Source organism: Lunatibacter salilacus (genome assembly GCF_009797935.1).
Lineage (GTDB): Bacteria > Bacteroidota > Bacteroidia > Cytophagales > Cyclobacteriaceae > Lunatibacter > Lunatibacter salilacus.
In genome coordinates this window covers 92496-106908 of record NZ_VOLC01000012.1, presented here as the reverse complement: position 1 = coordinate 106908, position 14413 = coordinate 92496, and the positions used below count along the sequence as shown (strand labels likewise).

Below are 14413 nucleotides of genomic sequence, written 5' to 3'. Positions count from 1 at the left end.
CCAACAATTGTTTCAACGGTTTCATTTTATTCCAAGTACTTTATCGCCAATTCTGATCAGAAGGCTATTTATTGATGCAAATATGGTAACTTACTTCGGCCTGAAACTTTAACCCTACTATTTTATTCAATACACGAATGTGGTTTAAGGATTTATTTTTAATATTATTTTTAGTAAAAGCTTTTGATAATGTAAAATATAGTGTTTAATTTCACAGATGCTATTGTATTGTTCGTTTCTATTTTTTTACTACATTTAATAATTTTATTATGGTAGAAATAAAAAAAAATTTGCCGGAAATATCAAAAAACATCAAGGTATTAGCTAAAAAATCCAGAAGTAGATTACCTTCCCACGAAGATGGGTACAAAATTGCCAGTAAAAGGGTTTTTCGTCCGATTGATTATATGAGGTGCGCCGAATTTGTCGCGGTTTTAAGGAATCTTAAAATTGAGCCACAAATGAAGATACTGGATGTTAGTAGTCCACAATGGTTTACATTATATCTAGCAGCAAAGTATCTAGAGACAGAATTCATTTATATTAACATTACAGACGATCAAGTAAAACCCTATAAAAATATAGCCGAATCGCTTGGGATTTTCAATCTCACTTATTTCAAAGGGGATGTGAGAAAACTGGACTTCGATACAGATGCTTTTGACAAAGTAATAAGCATATCTGTCTTAGAACACATTTACCCCGAATTGGGTGGTGATGAAGAAGCATTATTGGAAATAAAGCGTGTATTAAAACCTGAGGGAGAATTGCTTGTGACTGTACCATACAAGGCTATTCATAATGTCGTGTATAAAAATGGAGCAGTATATGAAAGAGGTGAGAACAAACGAAATTTTTATGCCAGGGAATATGATAAAGAAACCTTTGATATGCTGATTGAAAGTTGCCAGTTCGCATTTGAAAAAGAATTGTTTATCTGCGAAAAAAAAGGCTTTCTTTCAAAAGATTTCTACCAATTCGGTCCGGGAAAATCAAAATGGTTTTCTAAGTATCTTATTAAATCCCTAAACCTGTCCGAGAGAATTCTTCAGCATCCTTTTGATGAAGCATTGGCAGAAAGGTACCTGGAAATTTCTGAAAACATAAACCATCGGGTCGTAAACGTATTCGCCTTGTTGAAAAAAGTAGCCGCATAATCCGGATAAGTACTTTGCATTTAATGGGAAATGAATTTCCCAAAGTGGGTTAAAGGAAATTAAGCTAGGAAATAATTGATTATGTGCCTCATGTAAGAGATCCAACTGCATTTCTTCAAAAAAAAACTCCGGAAATATCCCGGAGTTTCTGGTATAAATAATATGTTGGTTTGTTTAATTAACTAACGCGACTTGCTTACGATACACTTTTGTGCAGGTCTCGAAGGGCTTTTATTTCATCATGGTCCACCCGTAAACTAGCCCTCTGGCTTTGAAGCAATTGAGCAGTTTCCACTGTCAGTCCTTCTTCACTTTTCAGCGCTTCTTTATAAGCTTTCAACGCAGCATCTTCACCTGATTCACAAAGTTCCAAAGCCGAAGTACGGTCATCAGCACTGAATGCAGATTTAATATCCATCCAAGTTCTGAATAACTTTCCCGAAGCCGTAGTACCTTTGGTTACTTCGCCACCTAGGGTTAATACGTGTTGGGATAATTCTTGTATATGGCTTCTACTATTTGAGATCATCTTAGAAAATACCTGAATTAGATCTACATCTGTCGGGTCCACCGCTTCGATTGCTTTCTCGTATCCCCGAATACGGTCATTATTGATTTCGACCAAATCATTTAAATTACTGATAATTTCTTCTATTCGTATCATGGTGTTTAAATTGGTTATTTTTAAATAATTAATTTAAACAGTAATTTACAATAACCAGTCCAATCCTACCTACTAGGATAATTTTTTATGTTTTTTATTATAAAATCTGTTTTATTGCTGGTTGATAGATTTGGTTATGTTAGGTGTTGCTTGGATTGTACTTTTGAATACGGACAACGATTAGCAGATTTTTTAAATTACACTCAGAAAATAGGTTTAAATACACACCTATTTTCTATCTATATGTGTTATTTTTTTATTTTATGGATATTTTTTAAACCTCAAATTTTTTAATTTCTTTTTTGTTGCTACATTTCAGGACCAAAAAGTGCCAGGGGAAATCCCACCCCATACCTCCACAGTTTGCCCAAAATTTCCCTCAAGATCGATCTGCATCGAAAATATAAATACAACCACTAACACCTCTTTATCATCATGTACACACATCGAAGGGATTTTATCAAAAAAGTCACCGTAGCCGCCTTGGGCGCGGGGTTAATGGCAACCGGAACAACTGCGGTTGCAAATTCAGTAGCCGATTTCAACATTCATTCCAGGCTGAAACTCCCCAAAGTAAACGTTTCGTCCACCCGGGTGATCAAAGAAACCGTTGGGTTAAGGCCTTTCAGGAAAACTGGGCCTAGGATTGAAAAACAGGCGTTGGGCAGTAAAACAATTGTCCATAACTACGGCCACGGAGGTTCTGGATGGTCTCTTTCTTGGGGCACTGCGCTTATTGCCTCCGAACTGGTGGATCAGACCCAAGAAAAGAAGATTGGATTAATGGGATGCGGCGTGGTTGGATTGGCCACAGCCAGGACGCTACAGCAAAAAGGGTATGAGGTCACCATTTACACCAAAGACTCCTATCCCAACATTACTTCCGCAATGGCTACAGGAACATGGTCCCCCACTTCACGATTGATATTGCCGCAGCATGTCACTCCAGCATTTGCCGCTATGTACCAAAAAGCCTGCACGCACTCCTACCGGACCTTTCAACGTCTATTGGGCATAAACCAAGTTGTAGACTGGATGGACAATTACAGTATCCGTTCTGGGGAACAACGAAGAGGTGACTATTCAGACGAACTCCGAAGCAAGCTGGAAACTCCCGAGGTTAACTTCTACCCGAAAGGTGTGCCTCTTAGCAGAAGGGAAAACCCATTCAAGTTTGACCATGTCAGTAAAAGTCCCACTACCATATTCAATATTCCCTCCTATCTCAAAATGATGCGGGATGATTTTCTATTGGCAGGAGGAAAAATCGAATTTAAAGATTTCAAAAAACCAGAAGATGTAGATGCCTTGCCACAAAAGTGTGTAGTCAACTGCACCGGATTGGGATCCCAAGAGATCTTTGGTGACAATGACCTGATGCCGGTATCAGGGCAATTGTGTTTCCTAATCCCACAACCGGAGCTTACTTATAGGGCTAATATGGGAGGTGTGTATTTTATTCCACGTAGAGATGGCATCATGATCGGGGGTAATGGAATAGACGGTAATTGGGACACTGCCCCTGATCCGGCAGTGAAGGAAAAATACCTGACGGGTGTTGAAGAAATGATGCAAAATCTAAGGAGTTAGCCTAGCTCATTTTTTAATTACATTTTCATTATATCTAACATAAAAGCATTTTTATAGATATTATTTTTATCTATTTTCTTATTTTTTTATGTTTTTAATAAATTATTGGTTTAAATTTAAACCATGGATTGAAGCTACACGCAGCAGATGAGGCAATATGCCCACAATCAGGTCTATTGAAATCCTCTATTCTTGATACACTATAAGGAGTTCGTTCACGAAAGAATCAATCAATCAATCAAAATCTGCCAATTTATTCCTGCTTCGTTTACCCAAAAATAACAAAAAAAAAGAGACCCCGGATTAGGCCCCTAGGATCTCTTTGTATTGAAACAGTAATAGTTGTGTAAAACTAAAACCGATTAAAGTTATGAAAAAAAAGTTACAAACCACGTCAAAGTGGTTATGTAGGCAGTTATTTCTTGGTATCACCGCAAGTTTTTACTGCTCGCATGCCCTATTTGCCAACAACCCTTCACGCTCACTACCAAAACTATCTGAATCATACGAAACAGCTTCCTTTGAAGATGTAGATGTAACAGGAACTGTCCTGGATGGTGATTCTGGGGAACCGCTCATTGGCGCTTCGGTAATGGTAGTTGGTACTACAAATGGAGTTGCTACCGATATAGACGGCAAGTTCAGCATCAATGCGCCGACAGGCGCAACCATCCGGATAAGCTATCTTGGATTTAAAACCAAGGACGTTACTGTTGGCAATCAAAGCTTAATTAGCATATCCCTGGAGCCTGACTCTACCCTGGAGGAAGTAATTGTGATCGGCTATGGTACCCAATCCAAAAGGGAATTTACCGGATCCGCGGCCTCCGTCGGAGGAGATAAATTGAAAGATTTGCCAGTTCAGAGCTTTGATCAGGGTATGGCCGGACGAGCCACTGGGGTTAATATTTCCCAACCAAACGGTGTATTGAACAACCCGCCCGTCATCCGAATCCGGGGCATCAATTCGATTTCCCTAAGCTCCTACCCGCTTATTGTCGTAGACGGTATTCCTATTAATACAGGCAACGTATCCGGCAATGCGAACGTCGCCAACAACCCACTTGGAGATATCAATCCAGCGGATATTGAATCCATTGACATCTTGAAGGATGCCGCGTCCACATCTATTTATGGTTCGAGGGCGGCGGCTGGTGTCTTGCTAATTACTACCAAGCGTGGAAAGGCTGGAAAAGCAAGAGTAAATTACGAAGGTTGGGGCGGAGTCACTAATGCCGTCCGGCTCCCTACCATGCTCAATGCGGAGCAATTTATGATGATCAAAAATGAGGCTGTGCTGAACGCAAAAATCATGGGGGGAAACGAGAGCAATGAGAACGTCGCTTCTGAGTTGTTCTTTCCCTCATATAATGCAGACGGAAGTTTAGTAGATACGGATTGGTATGACCATGTGTATCAGACAGGCGTCTCACAAAACCACAGCTTGAATATTTCAGGCGGATCGGAAACGACAACCTATTTCTTTTCCACCAACTACAGCAAGCAGGAAGGCATTTTGGTAGGTAATTCATTCGAGCGGAAGGCTGTCCGGTTTAATGTGGATCACAAAATCAACGATTGGCTGAAATTCACCGGAAATGCCAACTACAACAACACCATGAACGCTTCACCAGCCACAGGCTCTTTACAGGGAAATGCTTTTGGTCTTGTCGGTGCGGCTAGATTGGCTTGGTTGACGGCCCCCAACGTGCCGGCATATAACGAAGACGGCTCCTACAATATATCAGCAGGTGCCCGAATGGGTATGAGTAATAACAATGTGGCGAGTAACTTTTACCACCCCTTGCCGCTGTTGGAGCTGGATAGATACGATTCCGAAAATGACCGGATCATTGCCAATTTCAATCTAACCGCCACGCCTATCGAAGGACTAACGCTTACCATGGGATATTCCGTGGACCGTCTTAGAACGGAAAACCTGACGTTCAACAACTCCCTGCACGGACCAGGATTTTCTCCAGGAGGGCAGGCAATCAATGTCACCGGATTAAGGGATAACTGGAATTTTGTTTCCACAGCAGCTTACCAGAAATCCTTCAACAACCGACACAACTTATCCTTATTGGTCGGATATGACGCCCAAAGCTTCAATAATTCAGCATGGGGTGCCAACCGTTCAAACAGTTCCGATGATTTCTTCACCAACTTTCAGGGCAATTACGGAAATATTAATCCTGTAGGAAACTTTATTGATGAGTTCTCCTATATCTCCCAGTTCTCCAGGTTTAGCTATGATTTTGACAAAAAATACTTTGTCACCATGAACGTGAGAAGGGACGGGAACTCCGCCCTGGGAGCTGACACCAAGTACGGTTTATTCGGTGGCGTTTCCGCAGGCTGGGAACTATCCCAGGAAGATTTCTATGCCAACTCAACGGTAGCAGACTTTATAACCTCCGTCAAACTGCGGGGAAGCTGGGGAGTAGTGGGAAACGGTAACCTATCGAATGCATTTGGTTCCTTAGTTTTGTTTGACGCTTCTCTCTATGGCAATGCCCCGACTTGGACTTTCGGACAGGCTGGAAACCCAAATCTTGGCTGGGAAACAAGTGAACAGACCAACATTGGAGCAGACATTGGGTTTTTGAATGATCGATTCCAACTGGATATGACCTATTTTTACAATAATGTGAATGGACTTATATTAGGAGTGCCTCAGGCACCGTCCAAGGGGATTCCGGGAGGAAGTATCCTCAGCAATGTAGGCTCAATGTACAATCGGGGACTAGAGGTCGCCCTAACTTCCAATTTAGTCAATAACGGGAATTTCCAATGGTCCGCTACGCTGAATTATACCAATATGAACAATAAAGTTACCGAGCTAGCCGGAGGGGATATTGTGGGTGTTACCAGTGGATCTGCAGAAACAACCAATATTACGCGAGTAGGCTATTCCGTAGGCAGCTTATATGGTGCCATCACGGATGGCGTAAATCCGGAAACCGGACTGAGGGTATTTGTAAATGCAGCAGGAGAGCGGGTGCAATATAGCCATGTATCCCGCCCCGGGGAGAGCCGATGGACCTATCTTGACGGTTCGGCTGCGGACCCTATTACCGGAAATGATTTTGACCTGATAGGCAACGCACTTCCAAAATGGTATGGTGGACTGGATCAAAATTTCAGCTTTGGTAATTTTGATGTAAACATACTCCTCACTTACTCTGGAGGCAATTATGTAATGAATGGTTCCCGTGGGACTTGGAGAGATCAGCGTTTTTGGAACAATTCCACCGTGGTATTGGAAAGATGGACTACACCCGGACAGGTAACTGATATGCCACGGGTAGTGTATGGAGATTTGCTGTCAAACGGATCTTCATGGCCAATTTCTGCAAATGCTGAAAAAGCAGACTTCATGCGGCTTCAAACGGCTTCTATAGGCTACCGTCTTCCCGCTCCGATTTTAAGTAAGTTAAAATTATCATCAGTAAGAGTCTATACTCAGGTATTCAACGCTTTTGTATGGACCAAATATACCGGTACAGATCCTGAAATATCATCCAACGGAAACTCCAATATTTCCCCGGGAGTAGAGAAAAACTCCGTACCACAGGGACGGACATTCACTATGGGAATCAATATTGGATTTTAAAACATTACCTTAAGATGAACATGAAAAAATTAATCAACAAAAATATACTGCTGTGTCTAATTGGGCTTTTCCTGGCCTTTAGCGCATGCAACGAGGACGAGCTACTATACCCAACCCCTCAGACCAATCTGACAGAGGCAAATATCTTTGACACCCCAGAAAGGGTACTTGGATTGGTAAATGGGGTTTACAACGGATTAAAAGCCAACTATTTTTATGGTGGAAGGTATGTCATGTACGGAGACTTCCGGGGAGAGGATTTCGTAAACGTGACCAACAATATCTTCACAGGATACGATACATGGAGTCATACGGTTAACTCCAATTCCAACGAAGTGGAAATACTTTGGAGAGATGCCTATGCCACCATCAATTCCGCAAATTTCTTTATTGAGGGGATACGTGCGAACTCGGGGGTTGTTTCGGAAGAGCTGGAAAACCAATATATTGCGGAAGCTAAATTTGTCCGTGCCTTAAGTTATTTTGCTTTGATAACCTTGTATGCCAGACCTTTTACTGAAGATCAGGGAGCCTCCCCAGGGTTACCACTTCGACTCCAATCTGAAACAGACACGGAAAATAATGATTTGGCCAGAAGTACGGTTGCTCAGGTATATGCACAGATACTTATCGACTTAAACGAGGCGGAAGCAGGCTTGCCCGAAACGCGGCCGTCTCCGCTACTAAATACCACACGAGCACATAAAAATACGGCTATCGCACTAAAAACCAGGGTTTATCTGACTATGGGTGACTATGCCAACGTTATTTCGGAGGCGCAAAAAATCGTTTCTGAAAGCTCCCCTTTTAGTGCTCCATCCGGAGTAGCCCATGAATTGCATGGAGATGTAATGGAGGTCTTCAGAACCAATTACACCTCTGCCGAATCAATCTTTTCCATGCCCATGACCGAACTAAGCAGTGCAACGGGTCAGAGTTCTCTTGGATTTATTTATAATATCAGTGCGGAATATTATATGAATCAAGAGGGAATCTGGGGTAACCCGGAATGGAGATCCGAAGATGCCAGAAAAGGAATGTTCCGGGTAAACAACGGAAGGTATTTTATGACCAAATACGCCAAACCAGCTCCTTTCTTGGATTTCGTGCCTGTGATCCGCTATGCGGAAGTACTTCTAAATTACGCCGAAGCAGCGGCACTTACTGGTGATCTTCCCAAAGCGTTTGCCTTATTGGAAGAGGTTCGGCAAAGGTCAGACCCTGACTATTCCTTCCCGGCTTCCGCAGTTTCTTCTGCCGATGCGCTTGTGGAAAGCATTCTTACCGAACGTAGGATTGAACTAATTGGAGAAGGTTTCCGCTCAAATGATTTGCTGCGAAAAATGGAAACCATACCTGCCAAGGGAAGTAGCAGCCTTTTTGCCCCTGCCATTACCCCAAACCAGACGGAATATACCTTTCCAATGCCTAACTTGGAGATCTTGAATAACAAAGCCTTAATGAATTGATTAAAACGTCAACCAACTTATGAAATCGAGCATGGTGGAAATCGTCATATTGAGGGATGATTATCAATCATGCGAGATTCTCCCGAATAAATTCGGGACAGGCTATCCGACCAATTAAAAAAATATATACAGATGAAATCGAGCATGACGCAAGCGACACAAACTGGGATGACTATCCGCCATGCGAGATTCCATGTGACAACTGAAAAACAATTATATACACATGAAAAAAACAATCAGTAGTTTAATTTGTGGTTTATGCTTGCTGATGGCCTCCTCCCACCCGGGAGGAGGTATTGGCATAGCTAACGCCCAAAACAGCCCAACAATAGCCTCATTGACCGAGGGTATGGAAAAAATGCCCGGCTTTATCACCCTTTATTGGGATGCCAAAAAAGGGAAAATCTGGATGGAGATCAGTGAACTGGACAAAGAAATCCTCTATTATCCTTCCCTCGCTGCCGGGCTTGGATCCAATGACATCGGCTTGGACCGGGGCCGCATACTTCCCTCCCACGTAGTAGCCTTCGAGCGGTCCGGAAATAAAATCCTGATGATCGAACCCAATTACGGGTATAGAGCGCTTACGGATAATGTACTCGAAAAAAAGGCTGTGGAAGAATCCTTTGCCAAATCGGTGCATTGGGGATTTGAAATCAGTGCCGAGGAAGGTGGAAGTGTTTTGGTCGATGGAACCGGCTTTTTCCTTCAGGATGCAGCCGGTGCCGCGGCAGCTATCAGCCGCACCCGGCAGGGCACTTATAAACTGGACTTATCCCGAAGTGCTATTTACCTGCCAAGGACCAAAAGTTTCCCCAAAAACACGGAAATAGAAGCTACCATCACCCTTACCGGGGACCAGGCTGGACCATACCTGAGGGAAGTGGCCCCGTCAACTGGAGCAGTCACGCTACGAATGCACCATTCTTTTGTGGAGCTCCCAGACGATAACTACGTACCTAGGGCCTTTGATCCGAGGGCAGGTATCAATTCGGTCAGCTTCTATGATTATGCCTCTCCTGTCAATGAATCCATTACCAAGCGCTATATACGAAGACACCGATTGGAAAAAAAGGATCCAAATGCCGCTGTCAGTGAAGTGGTGGAACCCATCGTCTATTACATCGATCCGGGAACACCGGAACCCATACGCACAGCGCTAATGGATGGCACCAAATGGTGGGCCGAAGCCTTTGAAGAAGCTGGATTTAAAAATGCGTTTGAGGTTAAATTATTGCCGGAAGATGCCGATCCCATGGATATCCGCTACCATCTAGTACAATGGGTTCACCGATCCTCCAGAGGATGGTCCTATGGCGGGGGTGTCACTGACCCAAGAACTGGGGAAATTATCAAGGGAAAAGTAACCTTGGGCTCCCTTCGGGTAAGACAGGATTACCTCCTAGCCCAAGGTCTAGTAGGAGAATATGAGGGAACGGATGAAAATCCGGCTATGATGGACATGTCCTTGGCGCGTATGAGACAACTAGCCGCCCATGAAGTCGGCCATACCTTGGGATTACCCCACAATTATATAGCTAGTACTTTCGAAAGGGCCTCTGTCATGGATTACCCCCACCCTACCGTAAAACTTACTGCCAGTAACACCATTGACATCTCCGATGCCTATCCGGAGGGAATAGGTGCCTGGGATAAAGTAGCCATCAAAATCGCTTACGCTACCTTCCCCGAAGGATCCGATGAGATGGAGGAAATCGACAAACTGGTCAAAGACTATCAGGCGAAAGGCATGAAATTTCTCTCCGACCAAGATGCACGTCCTCCGGGAAGCGCCCACCCTGAAAACCACTTGTGGGACAATGGCGCGGATGCGGTCGAAGAACTGGACCACACCATGAAAGTGCGGAAAATTGTATTGGACAACTTCTCCGAGAAAAAAATCCCCGTGGGTACCCCCATGGCTAACTTGGAAGAGGTCTTGGTTCCCATGTATATGTTTCACCGCTATCAGGTAGAGGCTGCTGTAAAAGTAGTGGCGGGTGCTTCCTATACGTATATGCTTCGCGGCGAGGCGGGTGAGCCTATCACTCCCGTACCTGCGGCGGCCCAAACCAAAGCACTTCAATCCCTGCTAAATACACTCAAACCCGAGGTGCTGGTATTGCCAAAGAATATCACTTCTTTGATCCCGCCCAGACCTTATGGCTTTCCGGCAAATCCACGGGAATCCTTTAACCGGAATACAGGATTGGTATTCGATCCGCTTTCTCCCGCAGAAATTGCCGCCAACCTGACCATCAGTCTATTATTGAACCCGGAGCGTGCTTCTAGGCTTGTGACGCAGCATGCACTGGATAGCTCACTGCCAAGTTTGGAGGCTGTGCTGGATCAACTGATAGCTACAACTTGGAAAAGTCCGGTCAAGAATGGATACGAAGGGGAAGTACAACGTGTCGTGGCCAAACTGGCCCTTCAGCATCTGATTGTGCTATCAACGAATAAAAATGCGTCTTCGCAAGCAAGAGCTGTTGCTTTGCTCAAAACGGCTGAGATCAAAAACTGGATTGCCATTCAAAACCCAAGCAGCGTCTACCAAAAAGCGCATTACCATTACTGCCATGCGTTGTTGGAAGGCTTTGAGAGCAATCCACAGGAAACGGTAACGCTTCTAACTCCCCTGGAAGCGCCTGCGGGAGCACCCATAGGTAGCACGGGGCAAAACTGGCTGGAACCAGTATGCAGTCACGACCATGGAAACGGATATTAAACCAACTAACAATGAATAGAATCAGTTTAGTTTTTTTGATGGGATTCCTGCTTGGGAATCCCTTCCTTTCCTTCTCCCAGATGCGCTCTGCCAAGATCGCCAGTCTCAAGCAGGAATTGCTGGAAGAAGTGGACAAGCAGCAGAAGCTTGTGCAGGTAATGGTTGATAAGGTATTTAGCTTTTCGGAGATGGGTTTTCAGGAATATGAAACCTCCAAATACCTTTCCGGAATTCTCGAAGAAAACGGTTTTACCGTAGAGCGGGGCGTGGCAGGCATGCCAACAGCATGGACGGCCACATGGGGTTCGGGAAGACCGTTTATTGCCATAGGATCAGATATTGACGGTCTTCCAAACACCAATCAAACTCCAGGCGTTGCCTATCATAAACCCCTAGTAAAAGGGGCACCGGGCCATGGGGAAGGCCACAATTCCGGTGTACCGCTTAGTATTGCCGCTGCCCTATCGCTGAAAACCATTATGGAACGTGAAGGCATTCAAGGAACACTGATGCTTTGGCCGGGAATCGCCGAAGAACAATTGGCCGGAAAGGCATTTATGGTCCGGTCCGGGATATTCAAAGAGGCAGACGCCTGCATCTTTACCCATGTCAGCAGCAATATGGGCGTTTCTTGGGGGGATTCTGGAAACAACGGCCTTGTATCCGTGAAATTTGATTTTGAAGGACAGACCGCCCATGGCGCATCTGCTTGGAATGGGCGAAGTGCCTTGGATGCCGTGGAATTGATGAATGTGGGATGGAATTTCCACCGGGAGCATCTACAGCCCACCCAACGCTCCCACTATGTAATCATGGACGGAGGCGACCAGCCCAATGTGGTGCCTGGCACTGCATCTGTATGGTACTTTCTACGGGAACGAACTTATGAAAAAATCCTTAGCCTCCAAGAAGATGCCATACGCATTGCTGAAGGTGCCGCAAAGATGACCAACACCACGGTCAGCCACCAAATAATCGGCTCTTCCTGGCCCGGACACTTTAATAAGGCCATAGCGGAAACAGTACAAAAAAACATCGAACAGGTAGGTTTGCCTACATGGAGTGAGGCAGACCAACAACTTGCGAAGGCCGTTCAAAAACATATCAACCCGGAGAAAGGTGAAAACCAAACGGGACTGCTGACGGAAATAAGCGAACTTAGAGGACCGGCGACCTTCTCCATGGGAGGCGGATCGGATGATATTGCCGATGTGTCATGGAATGTACCCACCGTGGTCCTCCGATACCCGGCCAACGCACCGGATCTTCCAGGCCACCACTGGACCAATGCCGTTGCCATGGCGACGCCTATTGCGCATAAGGGGGTACTGGCGGGAGCCAAAGTAGAGGCACTGACCGTATTCGACCTATTGTTAAAGCCGGAGATCCTTGTTGAAGCGAAGAAATACTTTGAGGAGGTACAGACAAAGGAAACCAAGTACACCCCGATAATGGCCGAAACCGATGAACCGGCGCTATTCCTAAACGAGCGGCTTATGGAAATCTACCGTCCCCAACTCGAAAAATTCTACTACGACGAGACAAAATACGACAGCTATCTGGAGCAACTAGGGGTTAGTTATCCGACGTTGGAGTAAATAGATAGGCACGATTATACAGGATAATAGGCTATCGTGTTGCCTAAAATCTTTTAAAAAGTTGTCTTTTGTGGTAACGAAAAGGTTTGACCATAAGGATCCTGTTTCTTTAGGAATTTGCGGAAATGTGCAGTAGATTTATATAGTCTATTGCAGGCACAGCAGGACACTCACATGGCGAACCAACTAATTCGATAGAACGTTTAGAAAAAATATACCGGATACAGATATGGAACCCAAAAACGAAATAGTTCAAATTGTTAACAAGCTGCCAGACGAAGTGTTGGGCGAACTTTTACAATATCTTCGCCAAGTAGAGAAAACATCACCGGAGAAAATGCGACTTTCACTTAACCTTAATACAATATTAACTGAAGATCGAGAACTGCTCGAGAAATTAGCGAAATGATTGGTTATGAAGAGGTTATTGAGATTCATAAGATTTTGTTACACGAGTTCGGCGGTTCGCCGGGGGTAAGAGATGAAAATGCGCTTAGGGCTGCACTTGAAAGACCATTTAGCGGTTTTGGAGCAACTGAATTTTATCCAAATCCAGAAGAAAAAGCAAGTGCTATTTTGGAGAGTATAGTCAAAAATCACCCGTTTATTGACGGTAATAAAAGAACAGGTTACGTGTTGATGCGGTTGGTTTTGATGAATTTTGGCAAAGATATTCAAGCCACTCAAGAAGACAAATATGATTTTATAATCGCAATAGCGTCTGGAAAATTAGACTTCTCGGAAATAGTAACTTGGATAAAGAAACGGGTTACGAACAAGTAGAAAAGCCAGACTTGCATTACAAAATCATCTGAATTAGTGAGTTATACGTCCGAAACTATAATCCTAAACAATATTCCATCCACAAGCATTAACTAGGGTATTTTTTAAGCTACCTTTAATTTAGTTGGAAAAAAAGGGGAGGCAAATTGTCTCCTCCTTTTTTTTATCAATTACTCTTACATTTATTCAGTAGATTTTGCCGAGACAAAAACAGTGAACCTATCCCTACTCAATATTTAACACCTCTGTGAGTCGTTCATATAGAAGTTGAAAGCCTATATCATAAATATCTACCCCTGCCCTTTCGCAAACCTGAATACATTGAGCAAGCATATCATTTCTTAACTCAGCTTCTTCCGGGGTGTAGCTGGGGGAATTTGCTTTGGCTCCTTCCCTACAGATATAATCTTTAAAATCATTATCCGGATGGAAATTAAGTAACTCCACATCCATAAGAAGTGTAAAGAATTCCTCAACGTCACCGATATTTCGTATTTTCGTTTTCATGGAACAATCAGTTTAAATGAACCAAAATCCATGATAAATATAAACAAAATGTTTACAATAGTCAACATTAAAAGTGAATATTAAAGAAAAATTCGGTCTGAGAATCCGTGAAATCCGAAATCAGCAAGGCATGTCCCAACTAGATCTAGCAGAAAAATCCTGCCTTAATCGGTCCTATATCTCCGGAATTGAGCAGGGTAAGAGAAATGTATCCTTGGAGGTAATGGAGAAGTTGGCGGAGGCGCTGGGGGTGGGGATGGGTGAGTTTTTTTGAAATCAATTTGCTTATCTCTTTTTCAAC

At 43.8% G+C, this 14413-nt stretch carries 10 protein-coding genes; 8 read left to right on the top strand and 2 right to left on the bottom strand.

Translation table 11 applies throughout. The annotated features are described in order from the left end of the window. Positions 1 to 461: 461 nt before the first annotated feature. Positions 462 to 1157 (top strand): class I SAM-dependent methyltransferase, encoded by a 696-nt coding sequence (locus tag FQ608_RS16550; RefSeq protein WP_158859358.1) that lies wholly within the window; start codon positions 462 to 464, stop codon positions 1155 to 1157. 196 nt (positions 1158 to 1353) lie between these two features. On the opposite strand, the gene FQ608_RS16545 is transcribed toward FQ608_RS16550, so the two are convergent. Beyond that, complete coding sequence (locus tag FQ608_RS16545; RefSeq protein WP_158859357.1) at positions 1354 to 1821, bottom strand: ferritin-like domain-containing protein; 468 nt, start codon at positions 1819 to 1821, stop codon at positions 1354 to 1356. A gap of 435 nt (positions 1822 to 2256) precedes the next feature. Between FQ608_RS16545 and FQ608_RS16540 the strand changes: the two genes are divergently transcribed. The 6 genes from FQ608_RS16540 (at position 2257) to FQ608_RS16515 (ending at position 13605) form a co-directional block, all read left to right on the top strand. Further along, positions 2257 to 3411, top strand: a complete 1155-nt coding sequence (locus FQ608_RS16540) for an FAD-dependent oxidoreductase (RefSeq protein WP_158859356.1) — start codon at positions 2257 to 2259, stop codon at positions 3409 to 3411. A gap of 370 nt (positions 3412 to 3781) precedes the next feature. Further along, complete coding sequence (locus FQ608_RS16535; protein WP_158859355.1) at positions 3782 to 7027, top strand: SusC/RagA family TonB-linked outer membrane protein; 3246 nt, start codon at positions 3782 to 3784, stop codon at positions 7025 to 7027. A 20-nt stretch (positions 7028 to 7047) separates the two neighbouring features. Beyond that, the gene (locus tag FQ608_RS16530) at positions 7048 to 8496 is read left to right on the top strand and encodes a RagB/SusD family nutrient uptake outer membrane protein (RefSeq protein WP_158859354.1); all 1449 of its coding nucleotides are present in this window, start codon (positions 7048 to 7050) and stop codon (positions 8494 to 8496) included. Between the two features lie 223 nt (positions 8497 to 8719). Continuing rightward, on the top strand, positions 8720 to 11224 hold the full coding sequence (locus FQ608_RS16525) for a zinc-dependent metalloprotease (protein WP_158859353.1): 2505 nt from the start codon (positions 8720 to 8722) through the stop codon (positions 11222 to 11224). An 11-nt stretch (positions 11225 to 11235) separates the two neighbouring features. Beyond that, entirely contained in the window at positions 11236 to 12822 is a 1587-nt protein-coding gene (locus FQ608_RS16520) for an amidohydrolase (protein WP_158859352.1), read from the top strand. 405 nt (positions 12823 to 13227) lie between these two features. Further along, the gene (locus FQ608_RS16515; RefSeq protein ID WP_158859351.1) at positions 13228 to 13605 is read left to right on the top strand and encodes a type II toxin-antitoxin system death-on-curing family toxin; all 378 of its coding nucleotides are present in this window, start codon (positions 13228 to 13230) and stop codon (positions 13603 to 13605) included. 225 nt (positions 13606 to 13830) lie between these two features. Here the strand turns inward: FQ608_RS16515 and FQ608_RS16510 are convergent, their stop codons facing one another. After that, a complete protein-coding gene (locus FQ608_RS16510) occupies positions 13831 to 14112 on the bottom strand; it encodes a hypothetical protein (RefSeq protein WP_158859350.1) in 282 nt (93 codons plus the stop codon). Positions 14113 to 14185: 73 nt separating this feature from the next. Here FQ608_RS16510 and FQ608_RS16505 point away from each other — a divergent pair, with 73 nt between their 5' ends. After that, on the top strand, positions 14186 to 14386 hold the full coding sequence (locus FQ608_RS16505) for a helix-turn-helix domain-containing protein (protein WP_158859349.1): 201 nt from the start codon (positions 14186 to 14188) through the stop codon (positions 14384 to 14386). Positions 14387 to 14413: the final 27 nt, after the last annotated feature.